Genomic DNA, 23,567 nt, shown 5'->3' with positions numbered 1-23,567 from the left:
GCGAATATAATCTATTGGAATTGAAGACTGTGACTCAAGGAGGAAGATTAATCGAATGTTTTTTTGACAACAAAGATCGGTCTTTCATAAATGAAAAGCAGTCTAGAATTAAAAATGAATCAAGGAGGTCGGAGTCAAATTGAAAGCCAATCGAATACGAGCTATTGGAGGTACGACACTCATTTTATTATTGGGGACGTGCCTTTTTCTATTGTTTCAAAATGTCAGTTTGCGAGGACAAGTTAAAGAATATCAAGCAGACACACAGCTTTTGCACCAGAGCGAAGCCAATTTAAAACAAGATATTGAAACGCTCTCCAATAAGTATGACGAGTTGTATAAAGAAAAAAACGGGACAGCAAATAAAGAGCTGATTATGGCCGTAAAAATATTATTTGCTTCAATTTATGACTATGATACGTCCAAAGCAGATGGCGATATCATTGTTCGAAAAGACAAAGCAAAAGAAGGAGCAACAGATAAAGTCGTTGAGTATTTGTTTCCAGAAGACTCTTCAAAAACGACGACTACGGTAGACTCCGTATCACGCCAGACAAAGGATCCGGAAGTCTATCTTATGTCTTCAGACAGTCGTCAACTTCAAGCACTTGTTGTTGTTGATTACGAAGTGTCTATCGCCGGGAGCAATAATTTGACTGGTCATTATATGTATAAAGTTACCTATAACAATGAACTAAAAAAAATCAATTCTATTGAAAATGTAGGTGAGTTTAATTAATGGAAATGAGAAAGGAGATCGTATGTGAAAAAGAAATTCCTACTCTCTTTTGCTACGTTCCTAGTATTATTTGGAACAACATTTTTAATTCGCATGAAGAACTTTGAGGATCAGAAACAACCTGTCGAGATTTCTGAAAAAGAATCGAGAGTGATTGTATTTTATCGAGACGATTGTCCAGACTGTCAGAAGGTATTCCCTTTCTTATATGCTAGAAATCTCGTGTTTAACGACTTGCTATTTGTGAATATGAACAGCGAGTCAAACCGAAAATATATTGATCAGTATTCACTTGAATCGGTACCTACGTTTGTCAGTAAAGGTGATTTCTATAGTGGAATCAGTCTAGAAAAAATTTACTCACTGATTCAACAGGAAGATTAAAAGGAGGATCTATGGAAAATAAGAAAAGCCGATTGGATCTTCTGCGTGACCGAGTAGAGGATCTATCTATCGCTGCAAGAAGATACCAATCATTGTTGTATTTCGCTTGGTTTTCTTTTGTTGTACTTGCTTACGGTCTGATGATTGGACTCAATATTTTTATCTCAGACGATATCAAAATTGTTTCTACAAAATTGCAATCGGAACTGACTTTTGGGAACACGACCTACGTTTTAGTTGATCGAGAAGTGAGCCAGCAACAACGAAGTGCAACCTTCTTGCTAGGGAAAAAAGAATTAGATTCTGTTTATGAAGACCGTACCTGGGAAGTTGCTGTTGAGTATCAAGATGGTTCCGGTGATGGAAATATTGAAACTAAAATTTATCAAGGTGAGAACGGCTTCACGTATATTCAAGTGGAAGGGTTAGCTTCTGAATGGGCGGCGCTACGTGTTGAACTTACGACAAAATCAGATGTGCAGCAAGAAGAACAACAGGACTATATTGTGGTTGGAAGTAGTGATGTTCAGACGAAGAATGTTGCCTTTAAAGGGGAAACTGATGTACAGATTCTGTCAATTGATTATGCGATTGATCAAAGAAAAGATGCGATCACAACTAATGAAAAAGTAATCAAGAATAATGAAGAACAGATCGAAAAGAATAAGGAAAAAGTGCAGCTGCTTGAGGCAGACATGGTGTATCAAACAGAAGCGCAAAAGACAGAAACCCAAAGTTCGATCAACCAATTGGATGAACAAAATCGACAATTAGAAGCCACAAACTATTCGACAGAAAAACAAAATGAAGAACTACAGGAACAAATCAAAATGCTAGATGAAAAAATGAAAGACCAAAAAAATGGATTAAAAAAGGTGGTGGAATGATTAACGGAAAAGTAACGGTACGTAACGGAAATCCAACGGTAGACCAACGTTAACGTAACGGTATGATAACGGAAATCCAACGGTATTTGCGCCCTTTGTGTACCCATTGAAATCCCCCGCACTGCGGGGACCAGACAAAGTCTGGGTACAGATTTCCCTTATGCTCTTTTCTAAAACCCCTCTCTTCGACGTTTCGCGTCTGTCGAGAGGCGATTTAGAAAACGCCACTTCTCAAATTCGAAAGGAGGTTGAACGGATGGGGAAACAGATTTCTGATTTTGATGAGATCAAAATCCGTGGTGTTGATATAGACAAAAAAGCTCGTTTGATGCAGCTAGCTGATGTGCAACATAAATCGTTGAATCAATTCCTACTTGAATACGTTAATCGTCTTGCCGAACGCCATGAGATAGTGGAAGCAGAGACTAAATACTCTGAGCTTGTGGAAATGATGGCAAGGGTTATTGAAAAAAATACGCAAACGATGAATGAAATGAATCAAATCATTCAAGTAATTACGGGAGGAGAACTTGATGAGCGACAATAAAAAATTGGCTAGGTTAGAAACTTATATTTCCCAGGAGGCTAAAGATAAATTGCATCAAATGCGGGATCCGGGAACGCGAAGCTATGGCGCAGTGATTGAAAAGATTTTATACCAACTAGAAACAGCAGATGCAAATAAACTCCTTGGTGAGATTCTTTCGGAAGAGATAGCCGACCGAGTCATAAAAGAGTTAAAGGAGCCTATCGATATTCTCCGACGACGTACGGGCTACTCAGATCGACAAACAAAAGTAATCACAGAAATGTTGAATCACATGATCAATACGTTGCAGATCGATCGGATCGAAGAACAAGTGGTATTAACGAATAAAGCAAAGACAAATACGTTGAGTGCTGCAGAAAAACGGATCAAAGAGCAGTTGGATCATTTTGCACAACAGGCAGCAACGAAAAGGGAACAACGGAAAGTGCCAACTAATGGAGTTGAAAGTAGATGACCTATAAAGCTGGAATAGTGACTAAGTCAAAATTCATTTCTCCTTCAGATAAACGATACAATAAAGCCATTGATTATATTTCAAGAGACGCAGCACAACGAAATCACGTTGTAGAAAGTTATCACGCGTTTGCGGATGATGGAGCGTTAAACATAAAAAACGATGAAGGACGTTTGACACCTTTGTTCACGAGAAACAAATCTTATCTTAACTCCAAAGAAAAGAATCAGCTGAAGCGTGGCTTTGAAGTAGCCAAACAAAATGAATCTCCGATGTGGCAGACAGTATTTTCTTTTGACAATGAATATCTGAAAGAAGTTGGGCTTTATTCTGAAGGAGAAAATGGATTTTTGAATGAAGATGCCTTGCGAAATGCTGCTCGAGTCGCGATGAACAAAATGATCGATGATATGAAGCTCGGCGATACCGTAGAGTGGGCTGGAGCAATCCATTTTAATACAGATAATATCCATATCCATACGATGATGGTCGTGAAAGAGCCAGAGGATGTGCTTGAAAAAATGGTTTATAAAAACCAATCCGTATACAGAGGAAAGATACCACCCGTCACTCAACGAGGGATGAAGTCGACGTTTGCCAATGCTATTGAAAATCGAGAACCTGCCTTGATCCGTATCAGTCAGTTGTTACGGAAGGAATTGAAAGCTGGAATCTACGATAAGGAATGGGCAAAGGATGCAGCAATGTTGTATCAGCTGAATCAACTGAGGAATGATTTACCTGAAGACACCAGGACGTGGCGATATAAGCGATCTGAAATGGCAGAACTCCGACCGAAAATTGATCATTTGACGCAGAAAATTTTATCGGAGTACCACGGAGAATCACTAAAGGAATTTGAAAGATTGCTGAAAGAACAATCTGATTTTTACGTCCGAGTCTATGGAGAAAATGCAAAGGAAGGAAATTTAGGTAAGACGTACCAAGACAATAAACGAAAGGAGCTGAGAGAAACTGTTGGTAATGCGTTGCTCAATGCGATGAGAGAAGATGCGTTGAAAGAAAATTCAGCGCGACTTGAAGTAATGGAAAGAAAAAGAGTCAGGATGCAGCAGAGGAAAAGAAATAGTGTGCAGTGGAAGATTGAGAAGAAAGCTTTATCAAATATCAAGAGTTTTGTTGGAGAAAGCTATCAAGATTTTTTGAACCGGGTCAGTTATGAGCGGGACCAACGAGAAAAGGAATGGAAACAGAAAATCGAGCAGGAAAGAGACTTTTATTAGTCTCTTTTTTATTTTTTGGAGGGAATTGAATGGAAAAAGAAAGAAAAAGAATCCGGACGTTTACGAAAGCAGAAATTAAAAAAGCAGCGCAAACCGATATTATTGATTTTATCAATAGCCATGGAAAAGGAACCTTGAGTGGAGGTGGCCGATATCCTAAATATTATATTAATGGACATGGGTCACTAGTGATCGATCGAAAGCATAATTACTTCTATCATAACGGCCAGCATAAGGGTGATAACGTTATTCGCTTATTGACTGATTATGAAGGATACTCTTTTCCGCAAGCTGTAGCCTTGTTACTTGGTGAGGAACTTGAACAGCATACGCCATACATTGAAACGGAAGAAGATCTTGAATTTACGTATTCGTATATCAAAGATGAGACAACGACTCAAGCGGCTAATTACTTAACTCAAGTACGAGGAATCGATCAAGAGATTGTTTCATATCTGGTAGAGAATGACTACCTGATCCAGGATAAAAGATACAAGAATGCCGTGTTGAATTGGAAAAAATTTGGGCTTCCTGAAGAAGAGATTATCGGTGCGACAAGCATAGTCACTAAAAAATCTATCTCGGATTCTCCAAGCAAATATATCGCAAAAAATTCTGAGAAGCACTACGGATTTAATATTACTTTAGGGCAACCAAAGGCTGTCTATTTTTTTGAAGCCAGCATTGATTTGTTGAGTTATTGGTCGCTGAACAAAGATTTAAATGATTGCCGGCTTATTTGTTTGGAAGGGCTCAAGGATAAAACAATTATCAAAACGATTCAAGAAACGTATCAGAAATTTGGTATGCTTCCAAGCGATGGAATCTATTATGGTGTTGATAATGATCCTGCGGGGCACCACTTCTTTGACTCATGTGATAAGAACTACAACTTTCGAAAAGAGGCTGGAAAAGAAGAACTTATTATCAATCAATCATTGATACCCTACAATAACCAAATTCAAAAAGAAATCTACGATCAGGTGCTACAAGCAGCAACTACACATGGAGTCGACAAGAATCTGTTGTTGACGATCCAAAAAATAGAGAACAATCTAACGATGACAAATAAAATTTCAAACGGTTGGAAGGCGTATGGATTTTTTGCAGACTCACCTAATGAGCATGCCAAAGCACAAGAAATTCAGTTAGATGAGTCGTTAGAAAAGGTTTGTCAAGCAATCAAAGAAAAACAAGTCACAATAGACACAATTGCCGACTTGTACCAGCAAAATGATCTCACTCTTCTGGAGGAAAAATTGCTTAAGGATCGTGCCAGTGAACTTTACATGATGTACGATCAAGAAAATATTGACGTTGTTTATGGCGTAAGCAAGGACTGGAATGATTACCTGAAGGAGCAACGCTCCGAAGGGTTAATAACAGAAAAGCAGCCGTTAAACTCGAACGTTCTATCAACGGATCGTATACGTTCGTCGATTCCCGAATCATTTACCTACTATCTTCAGGATTCTAAAACAAATGATGTTGTAAGAACAACTTTGATAAATAAGTATCAAGCAGATCCTATGATCGTTGATGCTTTGATCAAGAAAAGACTGATTCGAGAAGATGATAATCAGCGAATCGTTTATTTGTGGAAAGATGGCGAAAATGTATCTGGGGGGCAAGTAACCGGAACGATTGAAGATAAATCGTATGGACGCAGTAAAATTGAACAAAAGATTCTTGATGCTTCTCGTCCAGGATATGGATTTAATGTGACACTTGGTACACCTGACGAAATTTATTTTTTTCAGAGTCCCGAAGATCTACTAAGTTACTGGACGTTGCACAAAAACACAATTGATCATTCGATTTTGTTTGCTTTATCCGATGATTCTCCAAGATCCATGATCAATCTATTGAATGAAAAACTGGAGCAGGGCGTTTCTTTCAAGCAGGTAAACATTTGTATCAACAAGGATAAAGCAGGACTGGCTTTGATCGATGAAATCACGAAATTAGAAGCCTTTGATCGAAAAGAACGGACATTGATGACGGATAAAGGAAAACAGATCCCCATTAAATCTGTTCGGCCAATCTTAGGGATTAATTGGCAAGACGAAGTTCAATTAAAGAAAGAACGGGTGAAGGAGCTTAGTCGCTTTCAAGGCGGTCCAACGGTACAGCAGCAGGTAGAGCAACAACTGAGTATCAGTCGATAAATATAAGCAATAAAGGAGAGAGAATTCATGATTAATACTGTAGCGTTAGTGGGTCGATTAACCAAAGATCCCGAACTACGATATACTGCAAATGATACAGCAATTGCAAAATTTACTTTAGCAGTTAATCGTAATTATACTAGTCAAAGTGGCCAACGTGAGGCCGACTTTATAAATTGTGTGATCTGGAGAAAACCAGCTGAAACAGTCGCTCAATACGCAAAAAAAGGAACTTTGTTAGGTGTAACCGGTCGTATTCAGACACGGACTTATGACAACACACAAGGTCAAAAGGTTTATGTGACTGAAATTGTATCGGACAATTTTCAACTGTTAGAGTCTCGTCGTCAAACAGAACAAAGAGAGTCGGGTGACTCAGATACTCCTTCAAGAGATTTTAGACAAATGCCTACAAATGATTTGCCGGGATCCTCAGATAGAAACGAGGATCTAGACACAAATTACCCACCTTTTGATGATGATTTGCCCTTCTAGCTTATCTTAAACGAGTATGGTATACTAAACACGAAAAGAGGAGTTGCGCTAACAACTCCTCTTAGGGATAGCACCGTTTAAGTCGGTGGCTTAGTTGAATCAGTTACAAAGAATAACCGTCAAACTCGCCAAAGTTTATGTTACGGTTATTTTTTGTCGTTTTTGTTATTGCTGATTGCAAGTACTAAAGTCGCGAAAGCTAACGCAAACATTAGTGCTTCATATACAGACAAGCTTATTCCTTTCCAGGGATAAGGCCGAAAAACAACATAGGCGTCACCCCATTTCTTTAGGGATTAGCCACCGCATAAACTTTACTACCAGCTAGTATTGTATCACAGAAAGAAGACCAAATCCCTTAAAATTAAGGAATTGGTCTTCTCTTTTTTTAGATAAGGAATAAGCTTTTGATCAGCCATTCATGGTAAATTTTCCTTTTTCGTTTAAATACTTTTCAAACTCTATGATTTCGTTTCGCTTTTTCTTTAGGATAGAGTCTTGCATAGATTTTGGAAAAACACCTTCCCGTTCATAAATTAAGTTTTCAAGTACATAAATTTTTTTAATCAATACCTGATATTTCTCGTCTTCATTTGCGCGAAAAGCTTTGTCTTTTGCCTTGCGAGCAATTTTTAAAAGGTAGTAAAGAGTTAACGTTTTTTCCTGAAGAAAATCAATCGTGGTTTTTCCCAGGACTTCATTTTCGTCTTCTAGCATTGGAATTTCTTCGGGAATTTGTGTCTGGCGATGATGGTTTTGACAGACGTCTGAAAGAGAAAAACCAATCTGACAAAAATCACAAGATAGATGTTCGGTAAGGGGCGTCCCGCAGTATTTGCATGTGTAGTTTGTATCCATAGTTTTTCTCCCTCGTTATCGATGTCTGTTTTCAGTGCAATCGTTTTTTTTTAGTATAACTTAGTGTTTGTTAGGATTAAAGCTATTTTTGAGAAGAAAAGGTGTGTACCAGGTTGAAAAAACTTCATTTGTAAGTGAATTTTTCACCTGACAGATGGCGCTAATCCCCAATAGGGATAGCTGTACATAAGTCATTAACAAACAGTTCTCGTCAAGATCTTCGCAATGAACGATAAGTTGTGTTTGGGTATTATAACCTTTTTTTTGCATGACTGAAATTAGACCAATGATCATGCTTCCGGATCCACAACAGGGTTCATAGTAATTCATTCGACCACTCTCTAACACTTCGGTTTGTCCGGATACAAAGGTTAGCTCAGCCATGAGTTTTGCGACATGATTTGGTGTGAAGCATTGACCCAAAGAACTATTAGCCAAATTCAGTTCCATGTAAATTTCACCTAACCAGTCAATAGAATTTTCCTCAAATGCGATTGTAAGCAGCGCAAAACACTCACAAAAAGTCGTTACCTGGTCCTTTGAGTATTTCTTGATGATAGTCAGATATAGTGCCTCACGTTCATCAAAATGAAGCTGATCCAGTGTGTTAGAACAAGTGTAGGCCATAAGATGGATCCAATCGATGAATACCGTATTTATAGAATACTTTCCTGTGATCGATTGCAGCTTTTTCATGATTTCTCTCTTTGTGTTCATAAAATGACCTCCTTCAGAAAGGTTTTTGCCTTTCATAGATTTGATTTATTTTTCTTTGACGTAGAAGATGATTCATACCTGGAGTGAGCAACAAGGGCTTACAGATGGACCAGCTTCAGCTGGATCCAGCTGTTGTGCATTTACCCTTGTTGGTTGAATGGAAGGTATGATAGAAGGCGGTGGAGCCGCCGTTCTTTTCAAAAGAAAAAATTAAATGGAAGGCAGAGATCCTGTTCTGTTGGTTAGGCGCGACGGAGGAGCGCTAAAGTGTGAGAGGCCGTTGGAAACGGCCGGAAAGTGTGCGCAGCACACGCCAGGGGGACCCGGCGATCGTCGATCGGTGGGGGGAAAAGCAGGCGTAGCCTGCGTTCCATTTAATAAAGGTCAGCTGTGGCAACAGCTGGCTGAATTTGTCCATATAGCGCAGCGTCAAAGGAAGAGAGCGCAGTCGAAGACGGTACGAAGCGAACGACTGTATATGGACAAATTCACAACAAATTGCGCTAGCAATTTGTATCCAAAAAGCGGGCAAAAAAAGGCAAAAAAATAACCTTTCCAATCAATGGAAAGGTTAAATAGGAAAGGAAAAGTTTTTTAGAAATCTCTGTGCAATGTCAAAAAATACTTCTTCGTCAAGGGTATCCACATACTTGACGTTTCGGTTGGCTGCCTGGGTGTAATCAAGTGAGAATACTTGAAGTGTGTTTACCTTGCTAGGCTTCGAATCGTTTGATTTGAGCTTGTCACTGTGAATAGGGACAAGAAATGGACGTTCTTTGTCACTTGTAGTGATTGGGCAAACAATGATTAGATTCGTTGCAGAATTATAGGTATCTTTACTCAAAACTAAGGCAGGACGTCGTTTCCTAACTTCATAGCCTTTTGAGGGCTCAAAATCAAGAATGACAATGTCTCGCTGTCGTGGTTTATAGTTCATTCAGTTCGCCTCCCTGGGGCGTATAATCGATTGCTAATTCAGGAAGAGAAAACTCACCTTCTTTGGCAGATTCAAAAAAATCTTCAACTTTGGGAATGAGAGCGACCGTTCCATTTTCCTTTTTGACGATTAGAAATTCTTCGCCTTCTTTGAGTCCTAGCTTAGCAGGAATCGTGATGACAAGGGAATTTCCTTGTTTTCTGGTTTTTGTAGAAGCCATAAAGCATTCCTCCTTATACAGAAAGTATACCATGTAATTACACGGTAATACAATCTGAAAGGTTATCGTGTTTCACTTGAAATAGGCGTTGAGGGCATATATCCTTACTAAAAGTAGGCTTCAATATCATTTAGTGGACTTCTAGAGTGTCGAATATCGTTGATATTCTCTTTGATTAATCGTTTGGCAATAATCGCTCTTAGCGCTGTAAAAAGTACGATTAACGGGGTTTCATCAAGGTTCTTACTATTTGGCTTTCCGATAGTATAGAATTTCAACAAGGAATTTAAGCATGTTTCATGGGAATTGATTGTAAAGGGAGAGTCAAAAGATTCTTTGTCTTGTAGATATTTTGTAAGCAGATAGTCTAACCAATGCGTGCTAGAATTGTAGTTGTCATGAGCCATTCTTTCTTCAATAATTTCCTCAAATGAAGAGTGGAAGGGAACTTGGTAAAGCCAGTTTGGAGAAATAATCAAACCCCGTTTTGTTAGTAAATCAATTAGTTGAGCGCCAGATATGACAAGAGACATTTCATACAGTGGTAAATCTAAATAATGATTGATGGATAAACTTCTTAAGTAAGTGTCTGCCAGCATGGAAAGTTCTAAGTATCCTTGAATTTTATTGTCTCGCATGAGAACGCCTCCTTCAGAAAGGTTTTTGCCTTTCAATGATTTGATTTATTTTTCTTTGATGCAGAAGATGGATCATACCTGGAGTGAGCAACAAGGGCTTACAGATGGACCAGCTTCAGCTGGATCCAGCTGTTGTGCATTTACCCTTGTTGGTTGAATGGAAGGTATGATAGAAGGCGGTGGAACCGCCGTTCTTCTCAAAGAAAAATGAAATCAATGAAAGGCGGAGACCTGGAAGGTCGGTGCGCGACGTAGGAGCGCTAAAGTGAAGGCGTCAGCCTGAGAGGCCGTTGGAAACGGCCGGAAAGTGTGCGCAGCACACGTCAGGGGGACCCGGCGATCGTCGATCGCTGGGGGAAAATCAGGCGTAGCCTGCGTTCCACTTAATAAAGGTCAGCTGTGGTAACAGCTGGCTGAATTTGTCCATATAGCGCAGCGTCGAAGGAAGAGAGCGCAGTCGAAAACGTTACGTAGCGAACGACTGTATATGGACAAATTCACAACAAATTGCGCCCGCAATTTGTATCCAAAAAGCGAGCAAGAAGTGAGTCACTCAGAGACTCACTTCTTGCTCGCTTAATCAATGTTTAGAAGGGCTTCAAATTCTATTTCTCGCTCTTCTTCTATGAACTCTCCCTCTTCGTCATAGAAGTAAAAGTAATCATAAGCTTCGCATTGATCGACAATGATCTCACCATTTTTTATGAGATAGTGTTCTGAGAAGCACAAACCAATTTCTCTTGATTTGATAGTAATTTGAAGATTTAAATCTTGTGATACTGTGACAAGGTTTATATCCGTGTCGGAATGCTCGTCGATGAGACACGTTTGAACGCTCCATGCACAATAGCCTTCGATCCACAGCGTTGTTTCGTCTGAAAGATATATCCAGGCTTCATAGGTTCTATAAAATCGTTCTCCAATCTCGGTAACTGTTCCATTAGTCAGTTCAGTATCAGAAACATGCATTAGAGATAAAAGTGTTTTGATGGATTGTTGGTCTCCTTCGATTTTCATATGGAAGTCGCAATCATTAGCCAAAGAAATCACCAAACCTTTGATAATGGTCTGTCACTTTATTATTATTGACTTCTATGACACCAAAATCAGTGAATTCTTCGCCACGATAAGCCACTCGTCCATTCAAATAGTAACCGTTTGGCGCAAGGATTTTGTCAATCAAATATTGTATCCACTCAACGTAGCTATAAAACTTTTCGTTCATATCCCATTCGATCGTTTGATTGTCGTCAGCTAAGAGCCATTGACATCAAAGACTCGGTTGAGTTGCGGGTGGTCGGTTGTAGTCAATTACGGACTCCAAGAATATTTCTTGCCCGTAGTGCCCGTCGTCGATGCAGAAAAACTCACCGTCTACGCCACAATCACCATACCCTGCTTCAATTAACATGGCGTTGTCTCTTTTCATTCTTCTAGTGGTTGCTAAGCCTTTCATTAGGTCTGCGACTTCTTTAGTGACGGGACGATCAATTTGAAAAGCTCCGATAAAATCTGTGTGATAACCCATTACTATATCCTCCTTTTTACCACCACTCATGGTAGATTATATGGCTTCCTTCATTAATTTCTTTTCGAGCTTCTTGAATGATGGATAATGTATTCTCTAAATCTTCAAAATAAAATGTGTCATATTCGGTACTTCCAAAAAAGAAACCAGATGATGTTGGCAGCAGTTCTTGACATACACTAACGTCTCGACCCTTTAAGCATGCGTGTATCTTTTTTTCTAAAGTATCTAACATTTCCATAGTGATAGTTAATTTTTCAATGTTCTCATGTGCTTGTTCGGGAACGTATCTTGCAAAGAATTCTCGTATTTGATTTGCTTTTCGCCAGTAACCGATTGCTTCAAACTCATTTCCTTTCTCCTTCAGTAACCACATGTCTAGTCCCATATCTTTTTTTCCTCCTGTAAAATAGTTGATTTCAAAGGATGGCTTCCTTTAGAAAGAGGATGCCTCTATCTGAATGATGTCTTTTCCTTTGATGAGTTGGAGAAATCGCAGGTGGGAGCGCAAACAAGGACGAAGAGCTGCACGAACTTCAGTACGATGCAGCTCTCGTGCCATTTATCCTTGTTTAAGCGAAATACCTGTGATAGCAGGCAACGGCGTTGCCGTTTCAACCAAAGGAAAAGTTTTCAGGAAGAGGCGACTCATTCGAAAGGATAGAGGCCGTTGGAAACGGCCGGAAAGTGTGCGCAGCACACGTCAGGGGGACCCAGCGATCGACGATCGGTGGGGGAAAAGCGGGCGTGGCCCGCGTTCCATTTGATAAAGTGTCAGCTGTAGTACAGCTGACTGAATTTGTCCATATAGCGTAGCGTTAAAGGAAGGGAACGAAGTCGAAGACGGTACGAGTGACCGACTGTATATTGACAAATTCACGACAAATTGCGCCAGCAATTTGTATCCAAGAATGGATCGATTGAAAAGTAAATTTTTATTTTTTTAATTTGAAGAAATGGTTTTGAGAAGTAATCAAGATAAAGTATGAGTTATAATATTAAAACTAGAGTGACACAGTTTAATTTATTCGAGTATCAAGAAGATAATTTATTAAATAAAATAAACGTTTATTTACATTTAAAGTGTGATAAAATATTGTCGTAAGCAAAAAATGTATAAACTATAATATTGTATCGAATGGGGGGATAGAAATGAAAAATGCTTTGCATATATTGAATATTTGTCTTTTAGCTATCATTTTGTATTTATATTATTTGAAGATAAATGTTGGTGAAAATATTTGGATACCAGGTATTTTGTTAATTATTGGGGTCATTTTCAACTGGATTTTATTTTATAGGCTCATAAATAAAAAAAGGAAAGAGGAGAAATAATGAAAAAAATTGTCGCTTTTATATTGGCTGTTTTAGTTATGGGAATTATTGCCCCAATAACTTTGGTAAATGCAGAGACAGCGAGTACTTTAAATGAATATGCGATTGACAATATCAAAATATTAGAAGATGACAAAGGGAACTTACTATTAAGTGATAATGTGACAGGAGAAAAAGTTACTTTAAGTATTAATAATGATGATAGCGCTTCGCTGAAGATGAATGACGGAGAGATTAAGGAAGTATCTAGAGATGAGGTAGGCAATATTTATGTAGACAATAAATTAGAAATTCCCTCACCAGTTGGAAGTGTTGATTCTACAATTCCTAGTATTCAAAAAAGAGCTGCAAGCAAATGGATCTACTTTCAGACAACATATTATGATACGACCACACAAGGTAATTTACAATCTATCGCGTTAGGACTGTTTTCTTTAATGCCATACGTTGGAACAGTTGCAACAATTGCGGGTATCATACAGACTGCTCGCAATTTAAATGCACCAACACTTTACGTTAAAGTAAACCAATATCATACAAAAGGATATCAATTCTATAAATATGATAGTTTCTTTTATTCAAATAAAGCTCGAACTAAATTAGTTAAACGAGTAACGAAAGAAAAAAGAATGTGGTAATATCTTGTTAAGAAGAAATATGCTTTATTTAATTAAATAGAATTCGGAAAAAATCGATCGTAAACACCGGCTTAGTTTGTCGATTAATAGATTGTAAAATTGAATTACTAATATATAATTATCTCTATTATGGAAAAGAGGAATGCTGTTAGGTATTCCTCTTTTTAGTATCTAATTACCTAATAAAATTAGGGAGAATCGGAAGCAATTTTATTGTGGTCAGAAACTTAAAAGTTTTTGATCCTTTTTTGTTTGCTCGTTTCATGGCTCCTTCAGCAGCTCAGCTAGTTAGGATCTGTTAAATATAAAAAATAGACTACAACAGAAAATAGCCTGAAGACCTTTTTCTAACTCTTGACATTCTTTTTATATACAGTTAAGATTTATATAGTAAAACTTTATATAGTTCGACTATAGTAAGATAAGGAGTGTCTTTATATGACTCGAAATCCATATTTACCTTTAACCGAAACAACATTTTATATTCTTTTAGTTTTAACTACACCCGCTCATGGATATGCTATTATTCAAGAAATTGATAAGTTAAGTGAGGGCTTAGTTAAGGTAGCGGCTGGAACTATGTACGGAGCGATTGAAAATTTACTTAAGCTTAATTGGATAGAAGAAATTCCAAGTAGAGAAAAAAGAAGAAGAGTTTACAAAATTACTGATATAGGAGAAGAAGTTTTAAAACTAGAAATAGAACGTCTAAGAAGCCTGATTAAACTATCTTCTGAATTTGGATATTAGGAGGGGACAACATGAAAAAATATAGAATTTTCTTATCCTTGAAAAAAGAAGAAGAATGGATCAATTCTATACAGGAAGAGGGATATAGGTTAGTTTCTGTTAATTCTCTGGTGCCCATGTATACTTTTGAAAAAATGGCTAGTAAAGAAATGTTCATTCCGTATGTACGCATTGATTTTAGAGAAAAAAGTATGAGGAAAACAAATTACGAAGATTACGTAACACTGTTTTCTGATAGTGGTTGGAAATTAATAAAGGGCAGTCGTTCCGGTGGCGCTCAGTACTTTCAGCAAGAACATCCAGATGTAACAAGAGAGATATTTTCTGATTCTGATTCTCAAGAAAGTGTAAAGAAAAGATATGTGAAATATGGTTACACATATGGATCTATATTTTTATTGTATTTTTATATTTTTTCTAGCAGTAATTCATGGAGTTTAAATAATATTTTAAACATTAAATCATGGTATTTCACTCAAGGTTTATGGGAAATGAAGGGTATGTGGTTTTGGAAAGCATTTATTTTTGAAACTCCATTTGTTTTACTCCGTGTATTACCATTATTTTTCTTTCTATTTTTAGGTGTCTATTATCTCTTACGTTCGCTTATAAATGATGACTCGAAACTTAAAGCAAAATAAAAATAAAGGAAGTAGCCTTTTGAACAAGGGCACTTCCTTTATTTATTGTGGGACACCAGAGTATACCTTGTTGGTCTATTTGCCGATTTAATTATATAAACGTTTCTTGACGGACAGATATGTTGAGCAAATTAGATTTCAAAAAAATAGAATGTGCATAATGAAATTGTTAAAAAAAGTGTTCAGAAAATGATCATTTTCTGAACACCCTTTTTATAATCATAATTGAAGTGTATTATTGTCTCTTTATATCCATAAATTTACAAATAAATCATTGTTTATTAAAAAACAGGTTTATGAAGTAGTAGAACAGTTCTTGGATATTATTCTTCTATATATTAATTACTCCAATGTGGATTATGAAATCCAATTAAAAAGTAATAACAAATGAATAGAAAATAACAAACACCAAAAATTAGTATATCTATGTTACAATAATTATACAATTAAATCTGATATGGAGTGAGGATATGATATCTATTTTTAACTATATAATATCAAATATTACAAAATGGAAAGGAACAACTTCTAGAGCGAAATATTGGCAAATATTTTTAGTGGCATTTGTTATTGGCTTTACTCTAGAAGTAATATCAAGGCTAACGACTGGTATATCATTGATCCAACAAAGTTTCTATTTTAAATATACAAGTTTACTACACTTGATTTTATTTTCATTATTTACTTTACTTAACCTTATGTTGTGGGTATTTCAAATCAGAAGATTAAATGACTTAAAATTATCTAGATGGATTGTTCTAATTAATTTAATCCCTATAGTCGGTCCGACAATAATGACTCTTCTGATGTTAAAAAAAGGGAAGTCTAATTAGAACCATAATTTCATAGATAAATAGACTGAACGGATAGTTATTTATATATAATATTTTATTTAAAACACCAGTGAGAACGTTCACCGCTCCCACTAGTGTTTTTTATAACACATGTATTATGAAAATTACTTACAAGATAAGGAATTGTAAGCTCCTTGTATAGCAGCTTGAATTGAAAGGCCTTGAAATGCTACTCCACTTAAAAAGGCTCTAGCTACACATTGATTGTGTGTTCGTTGTAAAGAGTAATATTTTGTTCGGGCTTGCTTTCTAATTTTTGCGTTTGGTATTTGATTAAAAGCAAATTCTGCCCATGTACCTAGTCCATCATCTTGAGCATATACAACAGCAGTTCCTAATGGCAGACTTGTTGATACTGAAGATAAAGCAACAGCCGATAATGAAAAACACAACAAAGCAACGCTGAAAATTTTTTTCATATGAAACACTCCTTATAAATACTTATTTTAATAATTTAATTATACAATATTTAAATAAATTGTTCAAAATGAACTTTTTAGAGATTATAAGGAGGTTCTTTATTGAATAATTGACAAATTTTCATTTGACTCATCCGTTTGAGCAACAGTTTATAATAAAAGTATCAAATTATATATAAATTAAATTGAAATGAGGATTAGCATGAAAAAGAAAATCGCAAAAGGTTTGTTGTTGAGTAGTTTTCCAATAGTTGTAATAGGATATTTTTACAAACTATTTTAATTCCCATTCAAGATTTTAATACATTAACTAAAGAAGAGATAAAAAAATACAACTTGATGTTGCTATCAATTACCCTTTGGGTACCTTTATGCTTTACGTAGGTGGAATCTTATTGTTGTTCGCCAGTACTTATTTGGTTATTACTAAATGTAGAAATAAAAAAGGAATATGAAGCTTGTCGTTAACAAAAGAGAAATCACAATAACGGAAGACATAAGAAAGTAGGCAAAACCATGAAAGATATCTTAGTAATCTCATTTGTGCTTATTTTGATAGGTTTAGCAGCGTGGGGAACAGTCGTGGAAGGTAATTGGATGAAGGAACAAATAAAAAAGAAAAACGATCAGAAACACTAAAGAGTATTCTTTTTCGATTGACAAGGTGTCATTTTTCTATTTAAATGTCATAATTTTTCACAGATAAATGGCACGTATTTTACAGAATAGTTAAATTCGTAGGAAAAGCTACATAACGATAGCATTTTTCCTTTTTTTTATACTAAACTTAATATAGAAAATCCGATTATCCGCATAAATACAGAATTTAAGGACTATTCATCAATTAGAAAAATAACTATTTTACCACGAATTTACCATGATTGAATGAGCTTTGATATGACAATAAAATTTTATTACAAGACACTTGAAAGAGTGTCTTTTTCTGTAAGTAAAAAGAGGTCAATCTTATAAGACTAACCGCTTAAAATGTAAATATGAAGTTGTTAAATAAACTAGAATTTGTTAGTCATACTTTTCAGTATTTATTGTTGTAATTGCCGATTGATTAGGTTTTCCTGTTTTCAAGTCTTGTGGAGCAGGAACTAACATCATAAAGACATTCTTTCCATATCGGTTTTCATAGCCCTGTGTATATTCTTCTTCAACAGAAATATGTTGTACTTGTCCAATAATCATTGAAGTAATACCTGCTCCGCTTAAATCCTGCGTTTCTTTCAAAGTACACTCTATATTTATAAATGCTTCTTGTATCATTGGAGGATGAATGGTCTTGGCATTTATAAGTGTAAATTTCCCTGCCGAAAATTCTTCAGCTTCGTAGTCGTTATGGTTAATAGTATCTACCAACTTATCATAATAACTTATGGGAAGAAAATTGATACAAAAACACTTTTCCCTTTGGATATTTTCATAAGTATGGGTGTGCTGATAAAGATTTCCCATAACGGCAAAGAAAGCTGTCTTATCGCCATGAAAACAACTCCATGAGTGGAAGCATACATTAGGCTTTCCGTTTTCTTTCTATGTGGTAATTGCAAATAAAACTGTCAGTATTTCTGCTGTCGTTTCAAAATGGGAGAACAGTTCAAATTCTTCTGGATATGAGGGTATAAAATACTGTGGAAAATCTTTTCCTATCTCTATTTTCATTATCACACCTACCGTAAAAATTCCAATTTATAATGTATCAACATATTGCTTTGCCTGTACTAAATCCATAGAAGTTAATTCTCTCACTTTTTTTACAGCGTCCACTTCTTTACCACTGTTTTTTAGATGTGTTATATATGCTTTTTCTTTATCAGAAATAAAACATGTAGCTAATTGGTGGTTTCCAGTTTCTTTACACAATTTATCAATTTGCATTTGTTGCAATTTTACTTGCTTTTGTAATTCGTTGCATTTTATATAAAGTAAAACTCCGCCAATTATCATTAAAATTCCAATTCCATATTCCATAAATCTTACCTCCACCTTAACTTCCAATTTACTTATTTCTGCATATCTATTATATCGGTTGCCAATGCCTACAACAATGAAATTCTGCTATTCTGTCATTTTTCTTTCGTAAAAATACAGCTATCCTTATTTCCTCTTCTCCGCCACAAACAGAAAAGAAAAAGCCCTGTCAAGAGCCTGCCCCTTCTTCAGAGGTGGTGCGTGCACTCTTGATCTGGAATTTTTGTTCTTGACTTTAGCAGTCATTCGTGGAATTTAGATAATATTTTTAAACTTTAAATTATGGTATTTCACTCAAGGTTTATGGAAAATGAAAGGGATTTGGTTTTGGAAAGCATTTCTTCTTGATAAAATATATAAATCATTTTTGGAGTCCAAATATATTGTGAAAAATTAACCCTCAAATAAAAGAATATACATGATGAAACTGTTGAAATGCGGAACAAAAAATAATCGGACAAGATTAGAAACTGCGATCGATTTTGTACGATCTGGAGATACACTTGTTGTTTGGATCGATTAGGACGAAATATGGAAGATTTAATATCGATAGTCAATCGATTAAATGAACGTGGTGTGAGTTTCCATAGCCTTCAGGAAAATATTACGATGGATAAATCCAGTTAACTGGTAAGCTGAGGTTTCAATTGTTTGCTACATTTGCAGAATTCAAACGTAATCAAACTTTGGAGCGATTGGCATCTATCAGAGAAGCAATTCGTGTGTGGCCGATAGTGTGGCGTTCGGAAAAATTTACAGACCAAGAGCTACAGCTGATAAAGATATTAATTAATAGTAGAACACCAATCAAAATGATTGCTGAACGTTGAAAGGTTTCTATAACAACAATTTATCGACATTTAAAGAAGAATGAGAAAAAGAAGTCTGAAGGGAAGAAAACTATACTGGTACTTTAGTATGATTATTTTTAACAATATTTATGTTTTAATAAATTCAATCAATAGAGGACTTATAAGGAGTGTTTAATTTGAAAGTTGTGAAATGTGTATTGTTGTTTTTTTCTATGTTTGTAGTTTTTATATTAGGATTTATCTATTTTTTTGGTTATAAATTTAATATTTATGTAGTACCTCCAACACCTCAAGAATACGTCAAAGTAGCAATAGAGAACATGGATGATTTAGGAATATTTACAGATTCAAAAGAGTGGAAAAAAATTAAAGAACAAACCTTAGAGAATAGTGCAGACGTAAAAGAGTATTCTGATACTATCCCTATTTTACAAAAAGCTATTAAAGTTGCTGGAGGAAAACATTCCTTTATTGAAGATATAAAAAACATTAGTGATAAAGGAACAAATACCTATATAAAGCCGAAAATAGATATGGAAAAAAACATTTTAGTATTGTCTATTCCAGAATTTACAGGAAATGAGAAAGAATCCCAAGAGTACGCCACAATTTTAGAAACTGCTTTACATACGGATAAATACAAAGGAGTAATTATTGATCTACGTGGAAATAGAGGGGGAGATATGAATCCAATGATATTAGGAATATCTTCAATTTTACCTGATGGAAATCTGTTTAGTTATATAGATAGAAATAATAATTGTAAATCAGTAGATTTAGAAAATGGCGAAATAAATAGTGGTGGTTCAGCAATAAAAGTAACTAACACAACAAAAATAAAAAAAATACCAATAGCGGTATTGATAGATAAGGACACAGGAAGTTCTGGTGAGTTAACTGCGTTATGTTTAAAAGGACTTTCTAATGCTAAATTTTTTGGTTCAGATTCTGCAGGGTATACGTCAGCCAACCAAGAAGTTCATTTATACGATGGTTCAATAATGCAGATCACTTCTGCTTTTATAAAAGATAGAACCGGTAAAATTTATAAAAATACTCCTATTGAACCAGATATTTATACTACTGATGAAAAGGGTTCAGCAATAAATTGGATTGAGCACGATGAATAACTATAGTTATTTTTAATAAGCAATAAAAGTGGCTAGGTAGTTGTGTTCTATTATTACGATTGAACGATTATCTTTGAACGTATAGGTAGCTATTTGGATATAACTAGGTTTTGAATTGGTTATTATCCATATTTATATACAATAATTTTTTATAAATGTATGGTATCTGTCACTTTTCTTTTTAAATGGCAAAAATTTCAATCTTTAAATGGCGAAAAACAAAGAGCGTGAGACCCTATCCTTATCTCACGCTCTTTGTCTATTTTTCTAACAAATCAAGTATTTCTTGAGGAGAATTAATAATTATATCTACACTTTGAAATTTTTCTATATTTTTGGCTCCCCATTTAGCTAAACCAAATGCTATCCCACAAGCTTTCGCACTTTGCATGTCATATAATGAAACATCAATATAAATCGTTTCTTCTTTTTTTATGCCCAATTCATCAATTGCCTTTTGTATGGGGTCCGGAAAAGGTTTATGCAACTTAGTATCTGAAGCTGTAATTTGTATATCAAAATATATATTTAAATTAAATCGATCAAACTCATTTTTCATTTCTTCTTTTGTTTTAGATGTAACAAGTCCTAATTGAATCCCTTTTACATGCAATATCTGTAATGTTTCTTCTATATGCGGAAAAACTTGAGCATTGTCTGATAATAAAAGTACGTTTTTACTCCATTTTGATAAGAGAGTTTCCTCTTCTTCTTCCGTATTTACAAACTTTTTAATAGCTTCTCTTCCAGGAATACCTAAAATATAATGTAATTCTTTAATCGGGATATTCTTCTCTAATTCTTCACGCAATGTTTTTTGCAGAGAATTTGTCATAACATATTCTGTATCACTAATCGTTCCATCAACATCAAATAATATCGTTTTAATCATAGCTATTCTCCTTTGTGTAGATGATTTTGCTCTTTCCTATTCTAACGACTAATTCTTCAGGAATTTTTTTATCAGTTATCAAATAATCAATTTCTTCAAACGAGTAGACAAGGTAATTGTGTGATAAATTAATTTTTGTATGATCACATAGTAATACGATTTTATTACTTTTCTCTCTAACTGCCTGTTTCATTGCGATATCTTCTTCATGGGCATAATAGATTCCCTGATTATTTATACCCGCACAACTTAAGAAAGAACTATCAAACCGATACTTAGTTAATTCCCAGATTGGGTATCCACCAGTAACTGAACGGCTTTCTCTATTTAAAGTTCCTCCAAGAATCGTAGTAGGTATTGAAGTGGTCTTTAAGAATTGATCGGCAATGTCAATCGAGTTTGTCACAGCTAAGTTTATATTTCTATTCGCTAAATATTGAGGCAAAAGTGAGATTGTGGTCGACACATCTAAATATACGGTTTGCTTTTCAAGTAATAGTTTACTTGCTTCTTTAGCAATTTGCTTTTTCACTTGAAGTTCTTGATCTGTTCTTCCTAAATATCCATCTATTTTATTAAACGAATTTGCTAAACTAATACCTCCATAAGTTCGGATCACAAGGTTACTATCCGTTAACTTTATTGTATCTCGCCTAGCCGTGTCTCTAGAAACATCTGTGAGTTGCATAATGTCTTGTAAAGTCAATGATTTTTCTTTTTCCAGTCTTTCCATAATTATCATCAATCTTTTTTGTTGATTCACTTATTCAATCTCCTTCGTAAAAAATAAGTAATTTCTGTACACTCTTTTTAGATACCATAGTTAATAGGTATTACTTTATTTTTGTGTTCATAAACTTGCAACTAAATCATTGTTCAATTAAATTATAGATTTATGAGTATTAGGACAAATATTGGATGGTGTCATAAACTTATTTAGTTTTTGACACATGGTTAAATTCGCGATATAATAGGCTTGGCGGTGTTTCATAAACTTATGTCAGAAAGTTAAGGGGATTTTGCATGATTTTAGAGAATAAATTGGGTTTAACCAATCAAGTTGAGTTGGCAAAAGCAGAAGAAAAACTCAGCAAGCAAAAAGCGAAGGAATTATACGATTCAGGAAAAATAAATGAAATCGAAGTCGGCACGTTTAAAGGCTTATCTGAAATTCATGATTTTCTCTTTTCAGAAATTTACGATTTTGCAGGAAAAATTCGAACGGTCAATATCGCAAAAGGAAATTTTCGATTCGCACCGGTCATGTACCTGGAACATTCGTTAAAGCATATTGATCAGATGCCGCAAACTTCTTTTGACGAGATTATAAAAAAATACGTGGAAATGAATATCGCTCACCCGTTTCGTGAAGGAAATGGCCGAAGCACTAGAATTTGGCTGGATCTCATTTTGAAGGAAGAGTTACAAAAAGTTGTTGATTGGAACTTGATCAATAAAGAAGACTATCTTTCTGCAATGGAACGGAGTCCAGTAAATGACTTAGAAATACGCTATCTAATTTCTAACGCTCTAACTGATGAAATTAACGATCGAGAGTTGTATATGAAAGGTATCGATGTCAGCTATTTCTATGAAGGCTACTCGGAGTATACAATAGATGATTTGTAAGAGCAGGTGGATCAAATGACAAAATATGGCTATGCACGTGTTTCAACTGCTTCTCAAAGTACAAAGGAACAGATACAACAGCTGCTTGAGAATGGTGTTGAGAAGAAAAATATTTTTTCCGAAAAATTTACAGGTACAAAACGAGATCGGCCAAAGTTTAATCAGCTTTTGGCCGGTCTGAAGTCTGGAGACGAAATCGTTGTAACGAAACTTGACCGATTTGCTCGTAATACGAGAGAAGCATTAGATATCATTGAACCTTTACTCGATGATAACGTCACAATCAAGGTGTTGAATTTAGGTACAATCGAAAATACGTCGATGGGCCGAATGGTTACACGTACTTTGTTGAGTGTTGCTGAAATGGAACGTGACATGATTGTAGAACGTACTCAAGAAGGAAAGATGTTTGCAAAAAAGAATAACCCGAACTTTAAGGAAGGACGTCCGAAAGCTACAATCACTCCAAAGAAACGCCACGCATATGAACTTCTTATTTCAGGTAAATCATATAAAGAGGTGGAATCCATAACGGGATATAGTCGAAGTACGCTTTTTAGGATAAAGAAAAAGATTGAAGAAAGCGAGGCTACGATGGAGGGAACCGCTACTGTCAAATACTCAAGATAGTAATTTAAAACGGTGGAAGAATAAACTGATGAATGTTT

At 35.5% G+C, this 23,567-nt stretch carries 29 protein-coding genes and 2 pseudogenes; 17 read left to right on the top strand and 14 right to left on the bottom strand.

Going from position 1 to position 23,567, the window contains the following annotated elements; all coding sequences use genetic code 11:
* The first annotated feature begins 139 nt into the window (after positions 1 to 139).
* The 8 genes from FE005_RS15905 (at position 140) to ssb (ending at position 6,921) form a co-directional block, all read left to right on the top strand.
* Positions 140 to 739 carry a hypothetical protein gene (locus FE005_RS15905; RefSeq protein ID WP_138372253.1) on the top strand — a complete coding sequence of 200 codons (600 nt, stop codon included), beginning with the start codon at positions 140 to 142 and terminating at the stop codon, positions 737 to 739.
* Between the two features lie 24 nt (positions 740 to 763).
* On the top strand, positions 764 to 1,123 hold the full coding sequence (locus FE005_RS15900; RefSeq protein WP_252712416.1) for a thioredoxin family protein: 360 nt from the start codon (positions 764 to 766) through the stop codon (positions 1,121 to 1,123).
* Between the two features lie 11 nt (positions 1,124 to 1,134).
* Positions 1,135 to 2,010: a hypothetical protein gene (locus tag FE005_RS15895; RefSeq protein WP_138372252.1), complete on the top strand. Its 876-nt coding sequence runs from the start codon at positions 1,135 to 1,137 to the stop codon at positions 2,008 to 2,010.
* A 256-nt stretch (positions 2,011 to 2,266) separates the two neighbouring features.
* Entirely contained in the window at positions 2,267 to 2,557 is a 291-nt protein-coding gene (locus FE005_RS15890) for a hypothetical protein (RefSeq protein WP_138372251.1), read from the top strand.
* Positions 2,544 to 3,014, top strand: coding sequence for a hypothetical protein (locus tag FE005_RS15885; protein WP_138372250.1), 471 nt, complete (start codon positions 2,544 to 2,546; stop codon positions 3,012 to 3,014). The genes FE005_RS15890 and FE005_RS15885 overlap by 14 nt, the downstream gene beginning before the upstream one ends.
* Positions 3,011 to 4,258: a MobP2 family relaxase gene (gene mobP2, locus FE005_RS15880; RefSeq protein ID WP_138372249.1), complete on the top strand. Its 1,248-nt coding sequence runs from the start codon at positions 3,011 to 3,013 to the stop codon at positions 4,256 to 4,258. The genes FE005_RS15885 and mobP2 overlap by 4 nt, the downstream gene beginning before the upstream one ends.
* A gap of 29 nt (positions 4,259 to 4,287) precedes the next feature.
* Entirely contained in the window at positions 4,288 to 6,426 is a 2,139-nt protein-coding gene (locus tag FE005_RS15875) for a DUF3991 domain-containing protein (RefSeq protein WP_138372248.1), read from the top strand.
* Positions 6,427 to 6,453: 27 nt separating this feature from the next.
* Positions 6,454 to 6,921, top strand: coding sequence for a single-stranded DNA-binding protein (gene ssb, locus FE005_RS15870; RefSeq protein ID WP_138372247.1), 468 nt, complete (start codon positions 6,454 to 6,456; stop codon positions 6,919 to 6,921).
* 411 nt (positions 6,922 to 7,332) lie between these two features.
* Here ssb and FE005_RS15865 read toward each other — a convergent pair whose 3' ends face one another.
* The 9 genes from FE005_RS15865 to FE005_RS15830 form a co-directional block, all read right to left on the bottom strand.
* The gene (locus FE005_RS15865) at positions 7,333 to 7,779 is read right to left on the bottom strand and encodes a hypothetical protein (RefSeq protein ID WP_175413581.1); all 447 of its coding nucleotides are present in this window, start codon (positions 7,777 to 7,779) and stop codon (positions 7,333 to 7,335) included.
* Positions 7,780 to 7,839: 60 nt separating this feature from the next.
* Positions 7,840 to 8,496, bottom strand: coding sequence for an N-6 DNA methylase (locus FE005_RS15860; protein WP_242387786.1), 657 nt, complete (start codon positions 8,494 to 8,496; stop codon positions 7,840 to 7,842).
* Positions 8,497 to 9,067: 571 nt separating this feature from the next.
* A complete protein-coding gene (locus FE005_RS15855) occupies positions 9,068 to 9,433 on the bottom strand; it encodes a type II toxin-antitoxin system PemK/MazF family toxin (protein WP_138372245.1) in 366 nt (121 codons plus the stop codon).
* Positions 9,423 to 9,653, bottom strand: a complete 231-nt coding sequence (locus FE005_RS15850; protein WP_138372244.1) for an AbrB/MazE/SpoVT family DNA-binding domain-containing protein — start codon at positions 9,651 to 9,653, stop codon at positions 9,423 to 9,425. Before FE005_RS15850 ends, FE005_RS15855 begins: the two co-directional genes overlap by 11 nt.
* 107 nt (positions 9,654 to 9,760) lie before the next feature.
* The gene (locus tag FE005_RS16900; protein ID WP_254697014.1) at positions 9,761 to 10,291 is read right to left on the bottom strand and encodes a hypothetical protein; all 531 of its coding nucleotides are present in this window, start codon (positions 10,289 to 10,291) and stop codon (positions 9,761 to 9,763) included.
* A gap of 576 nt (positions 10,292 to 10,867) precedes the next feature.
* Positions 10,868 to 11,308: a hypothetical protein gene (locus tag FE005_RS15840; protein WP_138372243.1), complete on the bottom strand. Its 441-nt coding sequence runs from the start codon at positions 11,306 to 11,308 to the stop codon at positions 10,868 to 10,870.
* A gap of 16 nt (positions 11,309 to 11,324) precedes the next feature.
* Entirely contained in the window at positions 11,325 to 11,474 is a 150-nt protein-coding gene (locus FE005_RS17110) for a hypothetical protein (protein WP_242387788.1), read from the bottom strand.
* 87 nt (positions 11,475 to 11,561) lie between these two features.
* Complete coding sequence (locus FE005_RS17105) at positions 11,562 to 11,819, bottom strand: hypothetical protein (protein WP_242387789.1); 258 nt, start codon at positions 11,817 to 11,819, stop codon at positions 11,562 to 11,564.
* 16 nt (positions 11,820 to 11,835) lie between these two features.
* On the bottom strand, positions 11,836 to 12,207 hold the full coding sequence (locus FE005_RS15830; RefSeq protein WP_138372242.1) for a hypothetical protein: 372 nt from the start codon (positions 12,205 to 12,207) through the stop codon (positions 11,836 to 11,838).
* Between the two features lie 946 nt (positions 12,208 to 13,153).
* Here FE005_RS15830 and FE005_RS15825 point away from each other — a divergent pair.
* The 4 genes from FE005_RS15825 to FE005_RS17210 all read left to right on the top strand — a co-directional run bounded on the left by FE005_RS15825 (position 13,154) and on the right by FE005_RS17210 (position 16,016).
* Positions 13,154 to 13,792, top strand: coding sequence for a hypothetical protein (locus FE005_RS15825; protein ID WP_138372241.1), 639 nt, complete (start codon positions 13,154 to 13,156; stop codon positions 13,790 to 13,792).
* Between the two features lie 438 nt (positions 13,793 to 14,230).
* A complete protein-coding gene (locus FE005_RS15820; RefSeq protein WP_138372240.1) occupies positions 14,231 to 14,542 on the top strand; it encodes a PadR family transcriptional regulator in 312 nt (103 codons plus the stop codon).
* 11 nt (positions 14,543 to 14,553) lie between these two features.
* On the top strand, positions 14,554 to 15,183 hold the full coding sequence (locus tag FE005_RS15815; RefSeq protein WP_138372239.1) for a DUF2812 domain-containing protein: 630 nt from the start codon (positions 14,554 to 14,556) through the stop codon (positions 15,181 to 15,183).
* Positions 15,184 to 15,653: 470 nt separating this feature from the next.
* Positions 15,654 to 16,016: a DUF805 domain-containing protein gene (locus tag FE005_RS17210; protein WP_103301211.1), complete on the top strand. Its 363-nt coding sequence runs from the start codon at positions 15,654 to 15,656 to the stop codon at positions 16,014 to 16,016.
* A gap of 125 nt (positions 16,017 to 16,141) precedes the next feature.
* Here FE005_RS17210 and FE005_RS15805 read toward each other — a convergent pair whose 3' ends face one another.
* Positions 16,142 to 16,456, bottom strand: a complete 315-nt coding sequence (locus FE005_RS15805; protein WP_103301210.1) for a hypothetical protein — start codon at positions 16,454 to 16,456, stop codon at positions 16,142 to 16,144.
* 516 nt (positions 16,457 to 16,972) lie between these two features.
* Here FE005_RS15805 and FE005_RS17165 point away from each other — a divergent pair.
* A complete protein-coding gene (locus tag FE005_RS17165; RefSeq protein ID WP_255200742.1) occupies positions 16,973 to 17,095 on the top strand; it encodes a hypothetical protein in 123 nt (40 codons plus the stop codon).
* Positions 17,096 to 17,479: 384 nt separating this feature from the next.
* Here FE005_RS17165 and FE005_RS15795 read toward each other — a convergent pair.
* Positions 17,480 to 18,127 (bottom strand): annotated as a pseudogene (locus FE005_RS15795) (flavin reductase family protein).
* Between the two features lie 27 nt (positions 18,128 to 18,154).
* Positions 18,155 to 18,436, bottom strand: a complete 282-nt coding sequence (locus FE005_RS15790) for a 50S ribosomal protein L7/L12 (RefSeq protein WP_103301209.1) — start codon at positions 18,434 to 18,436, stop codon at positions 18,155 to 18,157.
* 439 nt (positions 18,437 to 18,875) lie between these two features.
* On the opposite strand from FE005_RS15790, the pseudogene FE005_RS15785 reads away from it, so the two are divergent.
* A pseudogene (locus FE005_RS15785) lies at positions 18,876 to 19,353 on the top strand (recombinase family protein); the annotation flags it as partial.
* Between the two features lie 80 nt (positions 19,354 to 19,433).
* On the top strand, positions 19,434 to 20,378 hold the full coding sequence (locus FE005_RS15780) for a S41 family peptidase (protein WP_242387792.1): 945 nt from the start codon (positions 19,434 to 19,436) through the stop codon (positions 20,376 to 20,378).
* A gap of 259 nt (positions 20,379 to 20,637) precedes the next feature.
* Here the strand turns inward: FE005_RS15780 and FE005_RS15775 are convergent, their stop codons facing one another.
* Together FE005_RS15775 and FE005_RS15770 are read right to left on the bottom strand one after the other, a co-directional pair.
* Positions 20,638 to 21,270: an HAD family hydrolase gene (locus tag FE005_RS15775; RefSeq protein ID WP_138372238.1), complete on the bottom strand. Its 633-nt coding sequence runs from the start codon at positions 21,268 to 21,270 to the stop codon at positions 20,638 to 20,640.
* The gene (locus tag FE005_RS15770) at positions 21,263 to 22,033 is read right to left on the bottom strand and encodes a DeoR/GlpR family DNA-binding transcription regulator (RefSeq protein WP_103301206.1); all 771 of its coding nucleotides are present in this window, start codon (positions 22,031 to 22,033) and stop codon (positions 21,263 to 21,265) included. The genes FE005_RS15775 and FE005_RS15770 overlap by 8 nt, the downstream gene beginning before the upstream one ends.
* A 260-nt stretch (positions 22,034 to 22,293) precedes the next feature.
* Between FE005_RS15770 and fic the strand changes: the two genes are divergently transcribed.
* Entirely contained in the window at positions 22,294 to 22,899 is a 606-nt protein-coding gene (gene fic, locus FE005_RS15765; RefSeq protein ID WP_103301205.1) for a protein adenylyltransferase Fic, read from the top strand.
* 15 nt (positions 22,900 to 22,914) lie between these two features.
* Complete coding sequence (locus tag FE005_RS15760; protein WP_135172343.1) at positions 22,915 to 23,529, top strand: recombinase family protein; 615 nt, start codon at positions 22,915 to 22,917, stop codon at positions 23,527 to 23,529.
* Positions 23,530 to 23,567: the final 38 nt, after the last annotated feature.

The organism is Enterococcus sp. M190262, assembly GCF_005843965.1.
In the GTDB taxonomy this organism is placed as follows: domain Bacteria; phylum Bacillota; class Bacilli; order Lactobacillales; family Enterococcaceae; genus Enterococcus_D; species Enterococcus_D gallinarum.
This window is presented reverse-complemented; position numbering and strand designations above follow the sequence as displayed.